Raw genomic sequence first — 21,166 nt, 5'->3', positions numbered from 1 at the left:
TTCGGTCTAGTCATAAGGCAGAGGCTAGCGAAGCTCCCTTAGGGACTCTAGGTCGAATGGTGAAAATAATGCCAGCTTCTCCGTGTCATCCCGTTGTCTAGGTCGGTCTTATTAAGGGGATGTAGGGTTTTAAGCAGCCTCTACGAGACTGGGAATATCCCTCATCATTCGCTGTGCGTCAAACGCTTTGTGCTTGGTGCTGATTCCATGTAATACTTTTAATAGCTTACCGCATAGAACCACGATAGATTGCTTCTTGCGTAACGGATTAACCGTACGGGTTGTGTAATATTCATGCAGTTTGCGAAAGGCCTCATTGTGGCGAATCATGGGCATCATCACTCGGAAAAGGAGGGCACGCAGCTTTCTTCTTCCCCGTTTGGAGAGGCGTTTTTGTCCTTTGTGCTGGCCGGAGGAATTTTCACGTAACGTTAATCCCGCGAGTTTGATTAGTTGGCGTGGATCTTGATAATGTGAAAAGCTTCCGATTTCAGCCAATAGGTCAACGATGGTGGTATCCCCAAGCCCTGGTACCGTTGAGAGCCATTCGTATTCTACAGATGTTTTTACTAGCTCAACTAAGTGCGCTGTAATGCTTTCGATATCTTGTTCTAGTTGGTGGTAACGGCGGACAAGCGTGGTGATTTCAATACGGGCCATCTCATGTCCTTCTGTTACACCGATAGAGCGAGCAGCGATTTCAATCAAACGCACTGCTTTTGGCCTTTGAGGGGATTTTAGCCCATCGACCTTTCGATAAAGGGATAAAACTTCTTCGGTTTGTTTCTGGTGTAAATCACTCGGAAATGGAGTGCATTCAAGTACAGCCAAAGCCATTTTTCCGAATGACGGAAATACCTGAACGAACTCTGGAAAATAGCGATCCAACCAGCGAATCATCATGTTTTTGACAGCACCCAATTCCTCTGTCAACTTACTTCTAAACGTTGATCCGACACGAAGTTCAGCCTCCACCTCTTTTAAGATACGTGGATAACTGAAGCGTCCATCTTTGATAAGACGGGCAATTACTAATGCATCTTTGCGGTCATGCTTGGTGGGTAAATTGTCATCCAACTCCTTAGAACGCTTCACATGCATGGGGTTAGCCATAACTAAAGGAATGCCCCGTTCTTCAAGAAAGTAGGCTAAATTAAGCCAGTAATGGCCAGTTGGTTCAATCCCAACAATAACTTCTGCTTTTTCGTTTTCCTTCATTGCGGCCAAAACACGTTGATAGAAAAGCTCAAAACCATCTCTGGATTGTGATACAGAGAATGATTTTTGGAGCACTCGTCCGCGGTCATCCACAAAACAAGCGTAGTGCGTGCGCTTGGCAATGTCGATTCCTACAACAAGTGTTCTTTCGGTGACTTGATTTATTTTCTGATTTTGTTTAAAATCCATTGTGGAGTCCTCCTTGGTTAACTAAGTTAGGGGTCATTTCGCGCAACGATTTGACACCCCGTATCATACCAAGAGGGCTCTTTTTTGTTCAAGTCCCCGAAAATCCTTCTAACAGGAATGCTCCCTTTTAAAAAATATCCGCCCCCGACAATGTGTAATCGGTTTACTCGGTTCCTTAGTTACTGAGATACTACGCGAGAGAGGAGGACGTTTATTCATCCGATAATATCTCGCCTAACCATTTCCGTATATAGAGTAAATCTCCGTTTGCGAGATCAATACCATCGGCATAGGCTTCGGCGCGCTCTTTGAAAACCTCTCGATTTTTGTACGTTTCAATTAAGCGATTATTTCCCTCGATGGTCTTATCCATAAACTCGATAATGCGATTAATTCTCTCGATTTGATAATCGTTCATTGTATTCCGCCCCTATATGTTCAATTAATTCGTTAATCTCGCGTTTAATGCGTCCTGGTGCGATTTCATAAAGCGTGATGATGCCAGCAGCAATTGCGAAAAGTAATAACGCGGTGAATAGAATGCCCATTGTATGACCTCCTTGAATAACTTTCTAAACTAATAATCCGTTATGCAATAGCGCATAGTCAATAGTAAGTATAAAATAATATTGCATACCGGTTATTTCATATTGCATAATAGAATAAAGGAGGCGAGCGTATGTACATAATTAAGCCACGCCTGGGCGCGATATTGAAGGAAAAGGGCTGGACCCAAACGGCCCTGGCTGATAAAGCAAACGTACCTCAGTCCGCAATATCTCGATTCGATAAGAACGAGCAGCATAAGGACGTGCATCTATTCGCGATTAGTAGGGCGTTAGGTCTGACGATAGAGGAATTATTCATAATAGAGGAAATTGACGCGGAGGAATAAGCTGCGTCTTTTTAACGCCTGGATTTCCGAAATTATGTTACGCAATTTTTTACCCTAAGATAAATTTTATAATTCGCGGAGTTCGTAGGTCCCTGGAAGGCGGGCAAAATTCGGGGTACCGCCTGGGGTTTATTTCGGAGTGTATAACGATGCGTCCGCTTGCATGCGCGACTGTATAACTGTGCATATTATATACATTACTAGTTAACATAATGCCGATTTATAAGGAATTCATCGTATGTATAAACGTTGATATAACAACGTTCTTTAAGTCCGCATAATTACCGATTATACATGATTTTATACATCGTTGATATAGCGCGGTTTATAAGCTATGCCATTACGTTATTTCCCGTATTTCCTGCATAATGTTCGCGGTGTATAAACGTATAAGATACTGCATATCAAACGGATTGAACCCCTAGTTTCCGGAGGCACGCACGCGTCGAAGGCCTGCGCCTGGTATTATCGCAACCTATTCGGAAGGTCTATCGGTCGCTATTCGGAATCCATAACACAACCTATTCGTACAGTTCGGAGTACATTACGAAGTTAACCGTAGGATTTACGCGTAATTGTAAACTTGCGTTAACTATACGTTAACAATCATATGTGACGCGATAACTATGCGGATACCTGACCGGCATATAATAACGGATATGCGACGCGATAACTATACATAGGAATGTCAGGCGTAAGCACATTCCCCGTTAATAGTCACCGTTAGTTGTTCCAACATAAGAGATAGCATTCACTACGTTCATGCCGTCATTTCACTATAAATAAAAAAAAAGAAGAAAACATAAAAACATATACTGTTCAATTTTGAACGCCTTGCCTATTAACGCGGATATTAAATAACCGTTGTAATCCCGCGCCTAGTTAAGTTATAATAATGACGTAGTACATATGTGATTTAGAACGCGGGAAATAAAAACGTACGTAGGACTATGAAAAACGCTAAACCACCGTTGACATAACGTTTGATATGACGGAATATATCGTCTCAGTTTCCTAAACTGTAGGTCGTAGGTTCGAATCCTATCTGGGACGTAAAAGAAATCCTTGTATATCAAGGATTTCTTTTTTTGTTTAAGGTGAATTTTTGTTCGTTTCAGCTTGTTTTGGGGTTAGTTTGGGGCAGGATTGGTTTATAGGACTTAAATTGTCTTTCCAAATTGTTCTAATAAAGAGATGAACAAAGGCGTTTTACTTGGATTTAGATTTATTTAAAGATAAACATCTTAAAACAACTGTAAGAAGCCCAATACTAAACCGATAACTGGCCTTTACAGTCCTTTCATATTACCTATCTATAAACGAAAAAAAATTAAGTTCTATGCATATCTCATTAAGTAAATACTCATATTATAATTAGGGACTTGTAGCTCAATGCATAGAGCAGCCAATAGTTACAACGGAAACTGTTGAGCATTTTGTGGGTTGAAATCCCATCAAGTCCCTTTTAATTAGTAACTATTCATCAAACATTTATAACTTTCTATGCGATAATTTCAGCATCACATTAGCCACATTTTGATATCCATCATTATTCATCACCATCTTACATTACCTGCAAGTCAAATAATAGTTTCTTCATTCCAGTCTTACATCCCCTATTACACAGAAATCTAGTTAATTCAATTACGCTAAAGAGTAAATATTTTTATAAAATTAGTAAAATCGCTGAAAGGCTCTGTAACGAAATAAATGACCGTAGGTATTATAAATTAAAATTAATTTCGTCTGAGAGCGAATCTCAGGCACTCTAATAAGAACTATCTTTTGTAAGTGAATTCCCTATGTGGAACAAATATTCTATGATAGAATAGAAGTAAAGATAATTAAGTCTTATCTATACTATACATAATAAAATTATGATTAACTTTTTTGTAGGAGACGAAACCATGGACGAGTTGACTCTTTTTGATCACTTGACGAGTGAACAATACTTAACCCAAATGCGAAATAAATTAGAACAGCGCCATCTACTCGATGAACATAGAAATCTCACCCTCTCACATAGTTCTGAGCAAGATTTTCTAGAATTATTTTTTGTAGAAAAAATATTTACTTTAGATAAGCAATTTTCCCTCCACACGATAAGAGCTTACCGTTCGGATGCTAAAACATTACTACAATTTTTAATGGAGCATTCTCTTTCTTTTCGAGACATAGGCTTTCCTGAAGTAAAAGCCTATAATAAATATATTAAAGACAAGTACGCACCTAAATCTGCTATAAGAAAATTGGAATTTTTTCGAAGATTATTGGACTTTGGATATGAAACGCAATTTTACCAAGCACATCTTTCAACTTGGATCTCTAAGCCAGCATCTAAAAAAGGACACTTTATAACCGAAGAAAGTCGTCCTGAAATGAAGCAAACTCGTGTCCAAGTCAGAGAATTGAATCAAAAAGATGCGGAGTATCTGATTTCCTGCTTCCCAAAAATTGTGAAGGCAAATACGAATCGAGAACAGTTAGAAAAACGTAATTTATTGATTGGATACCTTTTATATACCACGGGTCTTCGTGCCAGTGAGCTAGTAAGTTTAAATTGGGGAAGTTTTCGTTACAATCGTCAAGGTTATCTTTATGCCGATGTGATTGGTAAAGGGAAAAAGCCGCGATCAATTCCCATCAAAGAGGAAACAATAGAACTGCTATTTGAATATCGAAGAAGTCTTGGAGAATCTATTGAAATAAATCCAGAGGATACTAGTCCTCTTTTCTTTGCACTATATAATAAGAAAGAACCATGCCAACATAAAAAACGGTTAACCTATCCAAGTCTTTATAAAATTGTGAAGGAAGCCGTTCACTTGGCAGGAAAAAACTCGAAAGTTTCTCCACACTGGTTCCGACATACCTTTGTGACTATGTTGCTTGAAAATGATGTTCCGCTTGCTGTCGTTAAGGACTGGGCTGGTCATTCGGATATATCGACTACAAATATATACCTAGAACGTGTAAATCAAGATAACACACATATGCATTTACATAAAATGAATGTGTTTAAGTAATTGATTCAAATTTTATAAATCGTATTTCATATAATGATTTACCAATTTAGCCCTAACTTATTAAATATTACATTAGCCTGTCATGTGGCAGGTTATTTTTTTATTGAAGGAAATTATTATATTTTGTCGAAAAATACCAATATACTACCATACAATGTATTCTGCATAAAAAAATGTCGTTTATGGCGGTATGTTTATTGAATGTAAAAAGCTAAAAATATGCCAATGATGAATAAAAACTTGCATATTTTTAGCTTTTTATCATTTTGAACGCTGATCTTCGTTATGGAAAAGTGCCCGATCGGAATATTTAACAATACGAAATATCTACAAAATAGTTTCCGTTTATTTTGCTAACTCAACCTAAAAAATCATTTACCTAATCTCCATGATAGGAAATACTGTTTCTTTCGTTTTTAATTGAAATTTATTTGCTTCATTACGCAACTGCTTTGAAATGTAAGCTAGTTCATCAGCACTTGCAGTAATTTCCTCAATCGTTGCAAATTGTTCCTCTGAGGCTGCGGCGACTTCTTCCGTAGCAGCTGCTGATTCCTCTATAATACTCGAAATATCCTGAATAGCATGTTGAACCTGTAAAGAGTTCATATTTACAAGTTCAAATGTTTCTTTTATCTGTTGAACATCCACTTCTGTTTTTTCTACTTTTTCAACTATTTCCCTTAACGCATTTCCACCTTTATTTATAAGTGAAACTTGTTCTTTCATCGCAACTAAATTACTCTCCATTGTACGTACAGTAACAGACGTTTCATCCTGAATAGCGCTAATTAAATTTTTTATTTGTCCAGCGGATAGACTAGATTGTTCCGCTAGCCTTCGAACCTCATCAGCTACAACGGCAAATCCTTTCCCTTGTTCACCTGCTCTAGCTGCTTCAATTGCAGCATTTAAAGCAAGCAAATTGGTTTGTTCCGCAATCCCTGTTATCACGGTAATAATCCCACCAATTTCTTCAGATCTATTCCCTAGCTTCTGAATAGAATCCGTCGCATCAGAAACAGTTTGTGTAACAGTGACTAAATGTTCGATGGCTTCATTTATGGCCTCTCCTCCTTTACGAGCAATAGATGTTGAATCCATTGCACTTTTTGCTGTTTCTTCTATCTTGTCCAAACTAGTACTAACTACTTTAACAGTTTGTTCCATCATTTTCACTATTTGTCCTGCTTGATCTGCTTGAGAGCCTGAACCCATTGCCACTTCATTCATAGTTACACCAATTTGATTAGCCGATTCACTTGTTTGTTTAGCCGATTCGGCCAATGAATGAGAGGTTTCAGCCACATGATTTGCGCTACTTGCTACGGTTGTTGCGAATACCTTTAAATAATCTCTCATTTTTCTAAACGCATTGGCCAACTGTGCGATTTCATCGTTTCCTTTAGGTGTGATAATCTTCACATTCAAGTTAAGATTTGCTATTTCATTTGCCGTATTTTTTAATTGAATTATGGGGGATATAATTTTTCTTTTTGTATAGAAACTAATAATTAATATAATAAAAATAGATATTGCTAATGAAATCCATAAATTATTTATAGCCGATTGTTGTGCAATCTTTATGTAAGGACTTTCCGGAACGCCCACAAACCAAATACCTATTACTTCACCTTTACTATTTAAAATAGGTTCATAGGCTGTTTGATACCAATTCCCCACAACATTCGCTCGTCCGATAAATCTTTTCTTTTGATTTATCACAACATTTGCCACATCATCTGCAACTTTTGTATTAATCGCGCGTTTTCCATCTTTCATTACATTTGTGCTAATTCTTGTATCATTTTGGAATAATGTTGTTGAATCCCCGTTTGTTAACTTACCTATACTATCCACAATAGTCATATTTCCAACCATATTCACATTACCTTTATATAGTTGATTATCGATTATTTCCCACTCTCCCGAAATCTTTTGATCCACATAATTATAGCTTAATTGCAAATCAGAAATAAGTTTCGTCTCTGCGCTTTTTAGTAGGTTTTCCTTAGTTAAATAATAATTAATACTAGAAAGAAGTGCTGTTAAAAGTAAAATACAACTGAATATCAATACACTTATCTTCTTACTTATTGATTGTTTCATAATAATCCCCCATATAAACCTTATGTTTTTTACAGTCTTTTCATTTTTAAACATAATTTTTTAAAGAACACACTACAAACACATAATATCTTTTCTTTAGTCTCCCATAATGAATTCCATGACTAACTCATGGATATTTGCGGTCTCCTCTTTTGAAAGAGTATGCCTTTATCCTCATTAATATCCTTTACAGGTCACTAGTATTATAAACTGTGTTTATAGAAAATAAGGTCTTTATCAAATTCATACTTAATAATAAAACTATATTTTTGTGAATCCAAGAAGATTCGGCATCGTTCACCATACATCTATAATTAATAGTTACTTATACCTATAAGAAGTTAGTTAATGGTAAGTCTAAATTCCTATATCGATATTTTTAAACAAGAATGAGTGTTAAAATTCACTGTATGAAGAAATCAATTTTCATACAATATATCCGTTCTTCACAATATCCACTTAGCTTTTAAATTGTAATTAAACAATCGGGTGCTTATCTACTGTATTAGAGATAAAACGTTGATATGATGCACCTTTTATCTTTGTGTACATGTATTTATAGTTAAGTGTTTAAAAACTTGACTTCTAGCCTTTATGGTCTGTGGACAGGATTAGTCCCGAAAGGTTGAAGCAATTGTTTCAGTAAGCGAGCAAGCCTAACATACCCACCCCTACAAGTAAAGTTCTATCGTTGTTTAGGTTGACTTTTTATGACTTCTTCCCTATTCATAATAATTAAGATACACGTACTCATATTTGACTTGTTGGAGACTCAGAATTTTCGGCCGCAGGCATTTGCTTTGCGCCAATTCACAGCATATAAGGCATGTATTACGAATGAACGAACATTATGGTCAATATACGATGAATAAACGTTATTTTAGTACCTTGTATAACAGAATTGATAACGCGGTTGTTCGAAATTTCGACCTAAATAAATTGTTCTACCTGCTAACAGGGATATTCCTGTTATTTAGAATAACCATTGTCATCTCGCTCCCTGTTAAGTTATAATTATGACGGAGTAAATCGTCACATTTCCTAAACTGTAGGTCGTAGGTTCGAACCCCATCTGGGACGTAACAAACCTTTAAAATTCAAGGGTTCTTTTTTGTACTACATCATATTTGGTTAAAAAAAGGTGATCATAATGGAACATGATAATAATAATCAATTGGATCAAAACGAGAACAAATATGACCTGACTAAAATTTATGATTATAAGGAATTTCCGGATAAAATCAGCGGTCGTTGTGATAACTGCGGCAATACTTTATTTAAAAGCTCTGTAAAAGACTTTATCTTTATCAGAGAATGCCGAAACTGCGGGATGAAAAAGAGTATTTAGCTCTTCTTCATCCCGCAGTTTCGTATTTAGTTCTTTTACGAGTGTAAAATTAGCTTTTTCTGGAATTATTGATCGAGCGAAAATATAGAATTTTATGTGTATTTAGCACACAGTGCTATTAGTAATTATTTTGCTGTGATAACCATATTCTTTTCTTACCCCAAGTATTCAAGCGTTTGTCGCAGTCCTTCCCGATAGGATGTTTGCGGAATCGGCCCAATCCGCTCCTCATATTTTTCCCCGCTTAATACAACCGGGGTCTCATTTAAATAAAACATTTCCGCCACTTCACGCATCTCACGGTTAAACAAGCCTAACATTTGGATCATACTTTTTGAAACAGTTGACACCTTCTTTTGATAATGGGTCAATTCCCGCAGAATGGAGACAATTTCTTCCCCGGTAATTACACCCGCACCTGGGATATTCCAATTTTCTCCGTAGGCATTTTCCTCTAACGCTAACTGTACAAGTGCCTTGGCTCCGTCAGGGGTAAAAATAAATTCCCGTGGAATCGTTTGTTTCCCCACAAAAATGGCTCTTTTGTTTTGCAAAACATTCTGTAGCGTGACATGAAGAATCGTATTATAAGCATTTGGACCATAGAAATCCGGAAAGTGAGCAATAATAAATGGAACTCCTGATTGTTTGATCGTGGTTTCAACCTCCAGCCGAATTCGCCCTTTCTTCGTACATGGATTTTTGGGCTGCGTTTCCGTTACATTCGTACCAGCATTTCCATAAGCATAAATATTATCTACAACGGCTAGTTTTGCGGAATGAGCTTTAGCCGCTATGATAACATTGTTCATCATCTGCAATAAATTCTCTTCCCATTCTGTATAAGGAATATTCGCTGCCTGAAATATGATATCCACATCCTGAGCAGCAGCCGTAAGGTCATCCAATTGAAAAATGTCTCCCGCTGCTATAGTAACATTTGTATCCTGGGCAAATAATTTTTTTAATTTGTTTTCCGTCCGGGCAAATGCTTTTACCGCTATCCCCCTTTGCGATAATTCCTTGACTATGGCGTAGCCCATACCTCCGGAAGCACCTAAAACTAATGCCTTTTTCATGTAAATCTCCCCTTTTTATTAACCAGTGGTCAATTAATTTTAAAAAAATTAAGTTATGGCTTTCACTAAAAACTTGGCATGAGAGTTAGCTAGACTCTCGATTTCAGCGAAACCAGCTACATGGCGGCAATAGTGTGTAACAAAGCCATGCAGGGACAAAAATACAGACCAGATATCCTGCAGGGCGATGTTCTTCCCACAGAGAGCATGCACATTTTGCGCGAAGTTTTCATAGGTCAGATTTGGTCCTTGATTCAAATAGTCTTTTATTTCCTCGTCTTTTATGAGAAACATAATTTCATAATGACTTTGATACGACAGTCCAAAGCGAATATAACCAATAAATATTTGCCGCAGTTTTTCTTCTGTTTCTAACTCCAGCTGTAGGATATGGTTTAATTCTGTATTAAGCATGTGAAAATGCTCCTCGACAAGGGCGTAAAATAATTCGGCTTTATTTTTAAAATGATAATAAATAGCGCCATGGCTGTAATTCAGTTCTTTAGCAATTTGCCTCATGGACACATGCTGATACCCCTTTTGGGCAAATAAATCCCGTGCTGCATTCATAATCATTTCCCTTGTCAGCTCTTGTTGTACTGATTTTCGCGGTGACATATTAACCTCCATTATTAACCACTGTTTAATAAACAGTATATGTATTTATTAAACGATGGTCAATTAATTTACAGAAATTTTACAGATTTTAAAAAGGTTCATCCTGATGGCGGATTCAGTTTACATTTTTTCTTTTAAAATGGAGAAATTAATAACGAGCAACGATAAAGGAGGGAGTTTCATTTTGGAAAATACAAGCCAATTTGTCCAAAACTTGCATGAAAAACAAAAGAAAGATGAACAAAACAGAAAACGAAATAAAAAAAATCATGCTGAAGGTCATTTGCCAAATAAACAGCATAACTAAGGACCAGTTTTAAGGACAATGAAAAGGCTTGATTTCTAAGCTTTTTCATTGTCCTTATTTGTTGAACCTTAGAAAAAATGGGGGGATAGTCCAATGAAAATAGCCTTGCCTTTGTGCCGGTGCTTTCATTCGATATGATGTGTATTTAGCACATAATGCTTTAAGAAATTATTTTTTAGTGTTCTCTTAATATTGGTAATGTACAACAACGAAAAGAACCGCCCGATTTAATGATTTCCGTAATATCAACCTCGATCACCTCAAAACCCCGTTTGCGCAGCTGTTCGTTTACGCTTTTGTTAACCGGCAGACTAAGAATGCGGTTGTGTCCGATAGAAAGCACGTTTGTTCCAAGGGTAAATTGTTCTTCCTCTGATACCTCAATCAAATCATAGCGTGAGGAAAAACGAGCAATATCCTCCCGTTTTAAGGCTTCTGGAAAGATTATTGCAGTCTTTCGCGAGATCACATTAAATACACAGTCTAAATGCAAAAACTTTTCCTGAAAGTCGATTGAAATCACTTCAAACTGTTTATTTAACAATTCACTCAGATGATTTACCGCTTCTTGATTGGTCCGATTGCTTAAACCGATATAGATGGTATCCCGATCAATGATGACATCCCCACCTTCTATTTGGTCGCCGATAATATTATAGTAAGAGATCCCTTCATCTTCTAACCATTGTCTTAATACATTTTCCTCTCCCTTGCGCACATCATGGGCCATATCGGCAACAAATATCGTTTCACCAAGAGTAAAACCAATGTCGCGGGTAAATACCTGTTCAGGAAATTTTGCATGATATGGAAGCAAATATACTTCTATACCAGTGCTCTGCAAGGTTTTCACAAATTGGTTATGCTGCTCTAAAGCCAGTTCTATATGTATTCCTTCATCCTTAAAATGCTTTTGAGTTTCATTAATCACATCCCTGATATTCATATATTGCGGCTGACACATGACGACCTTTTTTAGTTCGTCATATTCATTAAAACAACTTAATCTTTTTATCTCTTTTGTGACATTTTCCATATGTAAAAACCTCCCGTTATCCATATTATCCGCTATCGATATCAGTTGTATGTTAAATATTTTTATATGGTAGTATATTTAGCGGAAGAAAGAAACTTTATCCAATTGTCATCCGTATGAATAACGATAACAAATTCCTATTTGGGAGTGATTTCGATGAATAATAACTTATTTGAGGAAAATATAGAGATCTTGAGAAGTGTGAGTAAGTGGGTGGATTCCCGCCTTATTTTCATGACTGCTGCGCAGCTTACAGCTAAAGGAAAGAGAATTAATGCCAGTGAGTTTCAAGAAACAGTTAATGCTGTGAAGAAAAGTGCCTCAGCATTCTCACCGCTAAGAACGATTTATTTTTCCATTGCTGGTTTGATTTATGCGCAAGAAAATCAGACCCATGAAGCAATTAATCGTTTACAGCAAAATTACAAGGAATTAAAATCTGCAGGCTTACGTTCATCTATTTATACTTATATTGCGGCATTGTTAATGGAGGAAAATGTAGATGCACGCAGAGTGAAGGAAATTTATGATGGAATGAGAAAATATCATAGATTTCTAACCTCATATGATGATTATCCCGCTGCCGTTATGATGGCCAAGCAGTCAGCGAAAATGGAGGATTTGCTGGAAAGCAGTGAGAAATATTATATCACGTTAAATGAAAAAGGATTTAATAAAGGCAACGATCTGCAACTTTTAGCAAATATGCTCGTGATGAATGGTTCCTTCACCACGGATATTGTCAATAAAGTGATCTATGCAAAAGAAACTTTTGAACATAATCGGATTAAGATTAAAGTGATGCAATATCCGGCTATCGGCCTCATTGCCCTTTCTAATAAAACAAATGAAGCGTTGTCGCTTTCCCGTGAATTGTCATCCATGAATGCCTTCCGCTGGTACAAAAATATGGCCGTTACCATTGCGGCCATATTCGTGTCACAGGAATACACCGATGCACCTGCGGGTTTGACTGCTGCTATAGAAGCAATGATTCAAGCACAGCAGGCAGCAGTTATTGCGGCGACGGCTGCTGCGGTTTCTGCCTCATCCTCGTCATCCGGCGGAGAGTAAATTCTGCAAACAGTTCTTTTGTTTACAATGACTGTTCATGAATCATGACCTGTCTTAACTCTATTTATAAGCAAAAAAAAGCGTATCTGTTTAGATACGCTTAACGGCTGAACTAATTTATATTAATTCCCCTCTTCACCCCAAATACTCTCTTCGAGTACACCAGAATCTAATTCTTTATCATCAAATCAGACTCGAATGGGACCACCTCTATAATGCAATTCTTTCCTTAACTTCACTCCAACTCACTTCTTCTAAAACAATTTCCTTCACCATTTTACTTATTAATTCATACTTTTCTTTTTGAGTTAAACCCTTGAAATCTTCATCCTTAAATGAAATTACAAAATCTCTCGGAGTTTTCGCTACAATTTTCATCATTATCACCACATAAAGTTTTTTTTAGAAGCTTATTCCATTGGATTTCAAATTATGAATCGGTAGATCACATTGAGATTTATGAAGAGGGGAAATAGCCTGTGCATTTTACCATTTCAATTTTGTATTTATTTGTAAACACAAAACCCACAGGCTTTTTATTTAACTATTTTTATATGATTAACATAATGTTACCTATTTATAAGCAACATTATACTAAATCCTTTTGGATACTGCTTATGTTATTAGGAGATAGAGTCACACTCGCTGTCAGGCTTGGATGATTAAGGATTAATTTGACATCAATAGAGTCAGCGGAACTGCCTGTGAGAAGGTTAATAGCAGTTTGAGTTAATGGGAATTTCAAATAATGAACACTGGTTGTAAAATCGCGATCATCATGCTCTTCTTCGAAAACTGCCTGATTCGTTTCTCCAGCTATCGTCAATGTCAAATGATGTTCAATTCCCTTTAATTTGACTAACAAGTCCTGCAGCTTTTCTTGGTTATCTAATTCAATAAAGAGTGTAGCTGATAATTCATTTTCACCCGGAAGCATTCCTGAGTAAATGTCAAGATACTCTTCAATCTCTGCCGGATCCTCTAAATCCTCACTATGAAGTAATTCTAAAATTTGGAATAATACAGTATTTTTATTTTCAAATAATATCGAAATATATTCTCCTAATTTGATTCGGCGGGTTTTTTTATAATCGATCATTTTCTTTACATATTCATCTCTGCCCTGTCTGTATACATTTAAAGGGACAATGTCTTGTTTGCTAATGGTCAAAGTCATAAAAGTTCCACCTTTTCATTTTATGGTGCAGAAAATGTATTCCGATTTAGAAATAGTATTTAAGTAATAAATTCGCCAAATAGGACCTTATTTCCTTCCGGTTTGTTACATTTTCTTTTCTTATCCTGCTGCATATGTGAACGTATTTCTTCCTTAAGAAAACTATCGCGGTTTATGTTTAAAACAACCGCCCTAATGACTATTAGGGCGGTCAACACATATTAGTCCTCTAAAGAATCAAGTAATTTTTGGAAACGCTGTGCATGAACGCGCTCAGCTTTTGCCATTACTTCCATCCATTCTCCGATTTGTTCAAAACCTTCTTCACGTGCTGTCGCCGCAAATCCAGGGTACATTTCAGAATACTCATAAGTTTCACCAGCAATTGCAGAAGCAACCATTTCTTTCACGCTGCCTACAGGAAGGCCTGTTGCTGGGTCTCCTTCACCATTATTACGTAAATGGTCAAAGTGACCGAAAGCATGTTTAGTTTCTCCGTTTGCGATGCTGCGGAATAAGCTTGCGACTTCTTCTGCACCTTCTAAGTCTGCTTTTTCTGCAAAATAAAGATAACGTCTATTTGCTTGAGATTCCCCTGCAAAACCTGCTTTTAAATTGTCGGCTGTTTTTGTTCCTTTTAAATCCGCCATGTTTCTTTTCCTCCCAATAAATAGATTTGAGTTAGTGTAAGACCCGCTAACCCATGCTTTCCATCTCACGGTCAATGAATATCTTAAGGTATCCTTTAATAGCTGTTCTATTCAAAATATCAGTTGTAAAAAACTATAGGATTAAGTATATGTACAAAGTTCCTGTGAATCATGTTAACCGTGACTACTATTATTATATCGATCCGTGTCGAATTATTCAAATATAACGTTTGAAATTTAATAATTTCTCCATAATGTTAAAGATAATAATATGTATAAATGCTGCTGCCTTATTAAGCGGCAGCAGCAAAAGATTTTTCATTTAATAGGTTTTAACTGGATGCGATAATGTTGCTGGTGTCCCGTAACTCCAATATGAATCGGGAAGTGATGCCGCCATTAGATTATGCCGCGTTCTGGACATCTCCGTTTTATCCCAAACAATCGGCTGCCATGCCGGATCATAAATCATACCGCTTACATCTCCTAATAATTCAATCCGATTCCCGCCCGGCTCATACACAAACATACAGAACGTTTCGCTGATGCCATGTTTATTTGGCTGTGCTTCGATATAGATTTCATTTTCTTTTAATAACGCTGCAAGTTCATATAAGTTTTGCGGTGTATGATACCAATAGGATAAATGATGCAGCTTTCCTTTTCTTCCCGTAGATTCTTTCATGACCGCTATTTCTTGAAAAATATCAGAAACACTCAAAGAGCTTTCCACTATAATCCCCTTATCAACCATCTGTTCTCTTAAGCGGAATCCAAGAACCTCCTGCATAAAATGTGTGGTCCTGCCTGGATCAGTATCCATTAGATGAACGTGATTTAATCGATTGGCCGGCACCCCTCTATTGGGACGCTTGGAAACAGTATGTAACGGTTTTTTATGTAGATCATGCGAACATGAATATTCAATATCCCATAATAATTCCATCATATGCCCGTCAGGAGTCGTAAATTGATAGGCTCTCCCATGGCCAATATCGCCATCTGTCCAGCCGCGTCCTAAACCTGCGGCCTGGATGGCAACTGACCTTCTTTGTAAGCTTTGCGGAGAAGCCGTTCTCCAGGCAATATGACCTAAACCCGCTTCTTTGTGTTCAGTCACCTTCAATGAATGGTGATAAAGATCCTCGTAAGCACGGAGATATACTGATTGACCATCCCTAGCTGTTTCTTCCAATCCTAAGAAACTGGTAAAAAACTGGACCGTTTCTTCAGGATTTGGGGACAATATTTCAACATGTGCAAGCTGCGCAACATCAAAATTTGGTTCTTTATAAGTATTAATAGACAATTTGATATACCTCCCATTTTGTATCGGTCATTATGTTAATATTATAATAAAGCAAATATACGGATAAATCAAATATTTCTGAAAAATTTAATAATATTTTTTGCCATTTTTCTTCTTTTCTGTGAAAAATGAACAGGCCTAGTTCAATTGAACGCAGGCCATTAGTTGTTTATATAATAAATACTGAACGGAATCATAGCTGGATTTAAACATCGGCGAATCCTCTCTTTATATACAGGACGGGTAATTTTCTGCTGGGCTAAAGTTTCTGAAAAATACCCGACATCCAATGTTTCATTGGACTTCTTCAATTCTCCGCGCAAATGGACCCCTTCAAATATTGAAATCAATGTTTGCTTTTCTATATTTTGTTCGAACCCTAAAAAGCGTGTCAATCGTATATCGGTCCCAGTTTCTTCTTTTACTTCTCTCACAGCGGCTTCCCCTATTGTTTCTCCGTAGTCCACATAGCCGCCGGGAAATTCCCATCCTCTTATTTTATTTTTCACAAGCAGGATTTCCCCTTTTTTGTTCAAAACGCAAATAGCAACTGAGAGTTTATAGCTGGGAATAGTCATTTGCCATCACCACCTTTTCTTCATTGTCTGATTAACGGCTCTTCTCGCCTTCTTTTCCTATTCCTTTACTATTTTTCCGATATACTCCTCGAGCAAGACAATGAAGTTTTCCATATCGTGTTTGGTGATAGCCCCAATATTGGCGATACGGAACGTGTTTAATCCAGCAAATTTACCAGGATAAATCGTAAAACCTCTTTCAAAGAAGTAATCATGCATTTCCGTAAAATGGTATCCCCGAATCTGCGGTTCAATAATCGCCGTGATAATCTTGGAATGGTCGGCCAGATCCACTAAGGTTCTTAAGCCAAGGCGGGTAATTCCATTTATTAGGACCTCCCAGATTTCACAATACCTTTTGTACCGGGCTGCAAGCCCTTCCCATTTTGTTTCAATGATCGCTTGCTTTAATGCATATAGAATTTGGACAGGTGGTGTATATCTCATTTGTTTTGTCCGTGAAAAATGATCAAATTGGGAATATAAATGGAGATACAGATTCCGCGGTCTGATGGATTGTGTAGACATAAGTTCTTCTTTATTGGCAATAACGAAGGAGACCCCTGCCATTCCCTGTAGATTTTTATTGGCACTAGCAGCAAGATAGCTAATATTCATATTTTTCATATCGATTGGAACAGCGGCAAAGGAGCTCATCGCATCGACAATCATTTTGATTCCATAACGGCCGCAAATGGCGCCGATTTTATCAAGGGGATTCAGCAATCCTGTGGTTGTTTCATTATGAACAACCGCAAGATGAGATATGTTTTCTGCACTTATCTGAATATATTCTTCCAGCCTTTTTAGGTCAATTGCTTTATCGTAGGGGCTGGCATATTCGATATAGGGCAAGGAATAGTTTTCCGCCATTTCACAGATTCGTCTCCCATAAGCACCATTATGAATAATGAAAAGGGCTTTATCCTCTATGACGGAGCTGATAATGGCTTCAACAGCCGCTGTTCCTGAACCGGCAAACAAAACAGCGGCAAATTCCTTCGGACTGCCAACAAATTGGGTCAATTCTGTGGCAATATATTGCATCACTGCGCTGAATTCACTCTCTCGCGGGCAGATATCCGGAACAATTTGCGCGTACTTCACGGAATCAGTAGTGGTTGCTGGACCAGGATTTAAAAGGATATTTCGTTTGACCGGAGAAAACGCTGCTTCATGTGCTTGAATAAGTGGATAGATCACCTCGACAGCCCGCTGCCAATGATCTTCATCATCTACTTCACACCATACTAAACGGTTAACTGTATGAACGGCCAGATTTACATCTATTGCCGCGCTAACTAATGCCTGTTCATAATCCATTTTTGGGTGCTCAGGGAACATCATCTCAGCAATACGGCACATTTTCATGAAAGTATTGTAAGACAGCTTCGTGATGCCAACGAATTCTCCAAAAATCCGCGTCATGCCGGCCTTGTTTTTCGATAACCGTTGTAATGTTCCTTTGTCATTGATTTCAATCCACACCTCATCACCGGAATTAGTAAAATCACTTGCTAAGATCACATCTCGATTACCATGTTCCAATGCTTCCGTCATGATTTTTTGTTCATAAATTAAATCAGATTCCAAAAGAATGAAATCCTCTTGTATCGCATCTTGTAATGCATATAAAGTCTGCATACTGCCGCTTGATTCATATTGGGCATTATAAATACATTTCACCGAGGGATAGCGCTCGGAGAGTTCCTCATACATTTCGTGGCAATACCCTGTTCCGATGATGATCTTTTCAATACCGGATTTGAATAGTTTTTTGAGCGAATGCTCAATAATGGGCAGATGATCTAATAGTAAAAACCCCTTTGGACGCTCTGCCGTCAGATTGCCCAGTCTGCTCCCCATTCCCGCAGCTAAAATAACGGCTGTTTTAATCATTCAGAAACACCTGCAGTCTTTCCTTTACTTCAAAGGGCTTAATGGATGGACGCCCCAGCTCTTTCAGAGAGCCATGCGCAATTTTCAGGTGTAAAAAGGTGAGCTTTTTGCTGCTTTTCCATTCCTGAATATAACCGTCCAACTCGGATAAGGAATGGACGTAAACTGCTCTGTGATAACCGCACGCGGCAGCGATATCGACAAACTGTACATTATGTGAGACGGTTTGCTGTCCGCCTGTTGAATCGTGTGTTTGATTATCGAGTAGAATGTGAAGCAGATTCGGAGGACTATTATAACCATTAGTCGCAAGACTTCCTAAACGCATGAGGATAGCTCCATCCCCGTCAATAGCAATCACATCCTTTTCCTTTCTTGCCAGGCATATTCCAAGGGCAAGCGAAGGGACACAGCCCATTGAACCGACCATATATAATTGATTGGATGCGTCTTTTAATTGGTAAAGTTCCCTGCCCGTTTTGCCGGTGGTGGCCAGCACTACGGTTTCTTGATCGGCATGTGATTGGATAACTTTTAACGCGTCGATCCGGGCGGGAAATTCGTCAGCAGTGCTTTTGCTCAGTTTAACAGCATTATTGGTTGTTTTAACTGTCTGTTTTTGCAGCTCGGTTTTTGCTAGCGTACCTTTTTTAACAATAAAGAAAAAGGGCTCATTTTTATCAATGAAGGCATTAGCCTTGTTCAGCTGCTGCAAAGCCTCTTCCATCCTATCAGAAAGGTACTCCCAATGGATGTTCATGCTTGTCAGCCATTCCGCTGTAATCCTGCCCATTAATTCATGCTGTGGTTCGTCATTTAGACCAGCTGCACCGCGGAGACTGACAAAACCCAATATCGGAATACGAAATGGAAAAATAAGGGATGTTAAGGGGGATGAGGCATTCGTTAAACCAGAATTTTGCATCAGGACAACAGATTTTTTTCCTCCTATTGCCGCTCCTGCTGCAATGGAGACAGCTTCTCCTTCATTTACAGCTGTTATATATTCACATTCATTAATCGCAAAATTAATCAGCGGATTTAAAAAGGAACAGGGGACACCTGTAAAAAAATGAAAACCTAATTTTTTACATTCAGTACCAAACTGATAAGTCTCGATCATTTTTCATCACCTTGCTGCCTCAGTTTTTCATAGTCATTTACATTCAGCCATTGTCCTTTAATATATTTAATCACAATGCGATGATGCTTCATCATGGAGGCAAATAATTCTTCAAAAGTCAGTTGGGCAAAATCACTTCTTTTCGAAAGCATCGCTAAAGTTTCGCATAAAATTTCAGCCCCTTTTGCCGATACCTTCCAAAGACCGAAAAATACACCGTGCGCGGAACTATTGTTCAACTGTTTTGAAAATTGTTTCATCGCAACTGTTGCGGAAAAATGCAGCCTTGTATAGGGTTCAGTCCCGGTAATGCCGTATCCAGCTTGAACTTTCTCTGCGTCTGCATCAGCTAAAATGACAATATCATTCTTAACAGATAATAATTCATCAATGAGATAAGGTTTGTAAGTGATTTCTCCGAAGCTGATAATGGTCTCACCGCTTAGGTTTCTACTTGCTTGATATAACAACTGTAGGTCAGTTTGCCTTGCTGCATCTTGATGGCTCTTATTCTTGTTGGAAGCATCCTCAATGCTGATGTTTTTGATTCCGCCTAGATTCAATTGGTCCATTTGCTGCTGGACCAGATGTTTCGCCTCAGGGTATCTTACCAAGATCAGCGCTTTCGCCTCGTGTTCAGGCTGCGGAAGATAGATTTTTTCGGCATCTGCCAATTCTCCCGCACCTTGCAAGGCAAATACTTTTTCTAGCGGCGCCACTTCGTTTTCAATCGAACTGATGCTTTCTTGCTCATAGATTTGCCTCGATACATTCTCCATTGCTGTAATAGAGGCACGCAAATTATGGTTCGCCCAAATGACCATACTGATGGAAAGCTGCCGCAGTTTCTCAGTTGGCACCGTATAATACTTGGTTGGGACCACGACAACCGGGAGCCGGTCCCCCCATTCCTTCATAAAGGCTTCAATCTCATGGATCGTATTTTTTTTACTATGGATGAGGATGGCATCGCATCCGGCTTCCATATATGATTCCGCACGGCGCAGCGCTTCTCTAAGACCCCAACCCGCTATAAAAGCCTCGACACGGGATATCACCACAAAATCATCATCTTTTTGCGTGTCTTTCATCGCTCTTATTTTTTTGCTAAATTCTTCTATATCGGCAAGCGGCTGCGCTTCTCCTTTAATAAAAGAATTCGTTTTCGGAAATAGCTTATCTTCAATACAGACTCCTGCAATGCCTCGCTGCTCAAGCTTTTTGACTAACCGGCGGGCGTTATTGAAATTTCCGTAACCGGTATCACCGTCTAGCAAAATAGGGATGGTTGTGGCGTCACTCATAAACTCTAATACTTCTAAAACTTGCGTCCATGAAGCTTCATTATTATCTCTTACTCCCATTGCTGCAGACATCGATAGACCGCTTGCCCAGATCCCTTTAAATCCGGTATTTTCTACAATTTTAGCAGACAATGCATGATGAGCCTCCATGAGCAGTTCTAGCTGCGAACTTTGTAAAAGCGCGCGCAGCTGCGTTGTTTTTTTTATCATTAGTTCTGCTCCTTTCT

Annotated in this window: 20 protein-coding genes and 1 tRNA gene; 6 read left to right on the top strand and 15 right to left on the bottom strand. The window is 38.2% G+C overall.

All coding sequences use genetic code 11. The features are described from left to right. Positions 1 to 129: 129 nt before the first annotated feature. The 3 genes from HNR53_RS09820 to HNR53_RS09810 all read right to left on the bottom strand — a co-directional run bounded on the left by HNR53_RS09820 (position 130) and on the right by HNR53_RS09810 (position 1,955). Positions 130 to 1,407 (bottom strand): IS110 family RNA-guided transposase, encoded by a 1,278-nt coding sequence (locus HNR53_RS09820; RefSeq protein WP_184525383.1) that lies wholly within the window; start codon positions 1,405 to 1,407, stop codon positions 130 to 132. 211 nt (positions 1,408 to 1,618) lie between these two features. Then, a complete protein-coding gene (locus HNR53_RS09815) occupies positions 1,619 to 1,825 on the bottom strand; it encodes a hypothetical protein (protein WP_184525381.1) in 207 nt (68 codons plus the stop codon). Continuing rightward, positions 1,797 to 1,955 (bottom strand): hypothetical protein, encoded by a 159-nt coding sequence (locus HNR53_RS09810; protein WP_184525379.1) that lies wholly within the window; start codon positions 1,953 to 1,955, stop codon positions 1,797 to 1,799. Before HNR53_RS09810 ends, HNR53_RS09815 begins: the two co-directional genes overlap by 29 nt. 131 nt (positions 1,956 to 2,086) lie before the next feature. On the opposite strand from HNR53_RS09810, the gene HNR53_RS09805 reads away from it, so the two are divergent. The 3 genes from HNR53_RS09805 to HNR53_RS09795 all read left to right on the top strand — a co-directional run bounded on the left by HNR53_RS09805 (position 2,087) and on the right by HNR53_RS09795 (position 5,328). Next, positions 2,087 to 2,302 (top strand): helix-turn-helix domain-containing protein, encoded by a 216-nt coding sequence (locus HNR53_RS09805; protein ID WP_184525377.1) that lies wholly within the window; start codon positions 2,087 to 2,089, stop codon positions 2,300 to 2,302. Between the two features lie 979 nt (positions 2,303 to 3,281). Beyond that, positions 3,282 to 3,357: transfer RNA gene (locus HNR53_RS09800), tRNA-Arg, on the top strand. 852 nt (positions 3,358 to 4,209) lie between these two features. Further along, positions 4,210 to 5,328, top strand: coding sequence for a tyrosine-type recombinase/integrase (locus HNR53_RS09795; RefSeq protein WP_184525375.1), 1,119 nt, complete (start codon positions 4,210 to 4,212; stop codon positions 5,326 to 5,328). A gap of 375 nt (positions 5,329 to 5,703) precedes the next feature. Here the strand turns inward: HNR53_RS09795 and HNR53_RS09790 are convergent, their stop codons facing one another. Continuing rightward, entirely contained in the window at positions 5,704 to 7,437 is a 1,734-nt protein-coding gene (locus HNR53_RS09790; protein ID WP_184525373.1) for a methyl-accepting chemotaxis protein, read from the bottom strand. 1,150 nt (positions 7,438 to 8,587) lie between these two features. On the opposite strand from HNR53_RS09790, the gene HNR53_RS09785 reads away from it, so the two are divergent. Continuing rightward, positions 8,588 to 8,785 carry a DUF8096 family protein gene (locus HNR53_RS09785; RefSeq protein ID WP_184525371.1) on the top strand — a complete coding sequence of 66 codons (198 nt, stop codon included), beginning with the start codon at positions 8,588 to 8,590 and terminating at the stop codon, positions 8,783 to 8,785. Between the two features lie 155 nt (positions 8,786 to 8,940). On the opposite strand, the gene HNR53_RS09780 is transcribed toward HNR53_RS09785, so the two are convergent. Beyond that, complete coding sequence (locus HNR53_RS09780; protein WP_184525369.1) at positions 8,941 to 9,864, bottom strand: SDR family NAD(P)-dependent oxidoreductase; 924 nt, start codon at positions 9,862 to 9,864, stop codon at positions 8,941 to 8,943. 48 nt (positions 9,865 to 9,912) lie between these two features. After that, the gene (locus HNR53_RS09775) at positions 9,913 to 10,482 is read right to left on the bottom strand and encodes a TetR/AcrR family transcriptional regulator (RefSeq protein WP_184525367.1); all 570 of its coding nucleotides are present in this window, start codon (positions 10,480 to 10,482) and stop codon (positions 9,913 to 9,915) included. A gap of 184 nt (positions 10,483 to 10,666) precedes the next feature. Here HNR53_RS09775 and HNR53_RS09770 point away from each other — a divergent pair, with 184 nt between their 5' ends. Continuing rightward, positions 10,667 to 10,789 carry a DUF4023 family protein gene (locus HNR53_RS09770; protein WP_184525365.1) on the top strand — a complete coding sequence of 41 codons (123 nt, stop codon included), beginning with the start codon at positions 10,667 to 10,669 and terminating at the stop codon, positions 10,787 to 10,789. Positions 10,790 to 10,964: 175 nt separating this feature from the next. Here the strand turns inward: HNR53_RS09770 and HNR53_RS09765 are convergent, their stop codons facing one another. Continuing rightward, positions 10,965 to 11,825 carry a dimethylarginine dimethylaminohydrolase family protein gene (locus HNR53_RS09765; protein WP_184525363.1) on the bottom strand — a complete coding sequence of 287 codons (861 nt, stop codon included), beginning with the start codon at positions 11,823 to 11,825 and terminating at the stop codon, positions 10,965 to 10,967. Between the two features lie 156 nt (positions 11,826 to 11,981). Between HNR53_RS09765 and HNR53_RS09760 the strand changes: the two genes are divergently transcribed. Continuing rightward, entirely contained in the window at positions 11,982 to 12,899 is a 918-nt protein-coding gene (locus HNR53_RS09760; RefSeq protein ID WP_184525361.1) for a DUF4003 family protein, read from the top strand. A 210-nt stretch (positions 12,900 to 13,109) separates the two neighbouring features. On the opposite strand, the gene HNR53_RS09755 is transcribed toward HNR53_RS09760, so the two are convergent. From HNR53_RS09755 to aepX, 8 genes are all read right to left on the bottom strand, one after another. After that, positions 13,110 to 13,280 carry a hypothetical protein gene (locus HNR53_RS09755; protein WP_184525359.1) on the bottom strand — a complete coding sequence of 57 codons (171 nt, stop codon included), beginning with the start codon at positions 13,278 to 13,280 and terminating at the stop codon, positions 13,110 to 13,112. A 208-nt stretch (positions 13,281 to 13,488) separates the two neighbouring features. Continuing rightward, positions 13,489 to 14,076: a DUF3501 family protein gene (locus tag HNR53_RS09750; RefSeq protein WP_184525356.1), complete on the bottom strand. Its 588-nt coding sequence runs from the start codon at positions 14,074 to 14,076 to the stop codon at positions 13,489 to 13,491. 221 nt (positions 14,077 to 14,297) lie between these two features. Next, positions 14,298 to 14,726, bottom strand: coding sequence for a rubrerythrin family protein (locus HNR53_RS09745; protein WP_184525354.1), 429 nt, complete (start codon positions 14,724 to 14,726; stop codon positions 14,298 to 14,300). A 322-nt stretch (positions 14,727 to 15,048) separates the two neighbouring features. Then, positions 15,049 to 16,035 (bottom strand): VOC family protein, encoded by a 987-nt coding sequence (locus HNR53_RS09740; protein ID WP_221452275.1) that lies wholly within the window; start codon positions 16,033 to 16,035, stop codon positions 15,049 to 15,051. A 161-nt stretch (positions 16,036 to 16,196) separates the two neighbouring features. Further along, positions 16,197 to 16,613 carry an NUDIX hydrolase gene (locus HNR53_RS09735; RefSeq protein WP_184525352.1) on the bottom strand — a complete coding sequence of 139 codons (417 nt, stop codon included), beginning with the start codon at positions 16,611 to 16,613 and terminating at the stop codon, positions 16,197 to 16,199. A 57-nt stretch (positions 16,614 to 16,670) separates the two neighbouring features. Continuing rightward, positions 16,671 to 18,512, bottom strand: coding sequence for a 2-aminoethylphosphonate aminotransferase (locus tag HNR53_RS09730; RefSeq protein WP_184525350.1), 1,842 nt, complete (start codon positions 18,510 to 18,512; stop codon positions 16,671 to 16,673). Next, entirely contained in the window at positions 18,505 to 19,635 is a 1,131-nt protein-coding gene (gene aepY / locus HNR53_RS09725; RefSeq protein WP_184525348.1) for a phosphonopyruvate decarboxylase, read from the bottom strand. The genes HNR53_RS09730 and aepY overlap by 8 nt, the downstream gene beginning before the upstream one ends. Continuing rightward, positions 19,632 to 21,149, bottom strand: a complete 1,518-nt coding sequence (gene aepX, locus HNR53_RS09720; protein WP_221452274.1) for a phosphoenolpyruvate mutase — start codon at positions 21,147 to 21,149, stop codon at positions 19,632 to 19,634. Before aepX ends, aepY begins: the two co-directional genes overlap by 4 nt. Positions 21,150 to 21,166 lie beyond the last annotated feature (17 nt).

Origin of the sequence: Bacillus benzoevorans (assembly GCF_014207535.1) — a bacterium.
Classification (GTDB): Bacteria; Bacillota; Bacilli; order Bacillales; family Cytobacillaceae; genus Bacillus_BD; species Bacillus_BD benzoevorans.
Note: the sequence above shows the minus strand (reverse complement) of the source record. Positions and strands in the feature narration are given on the sequence as shown.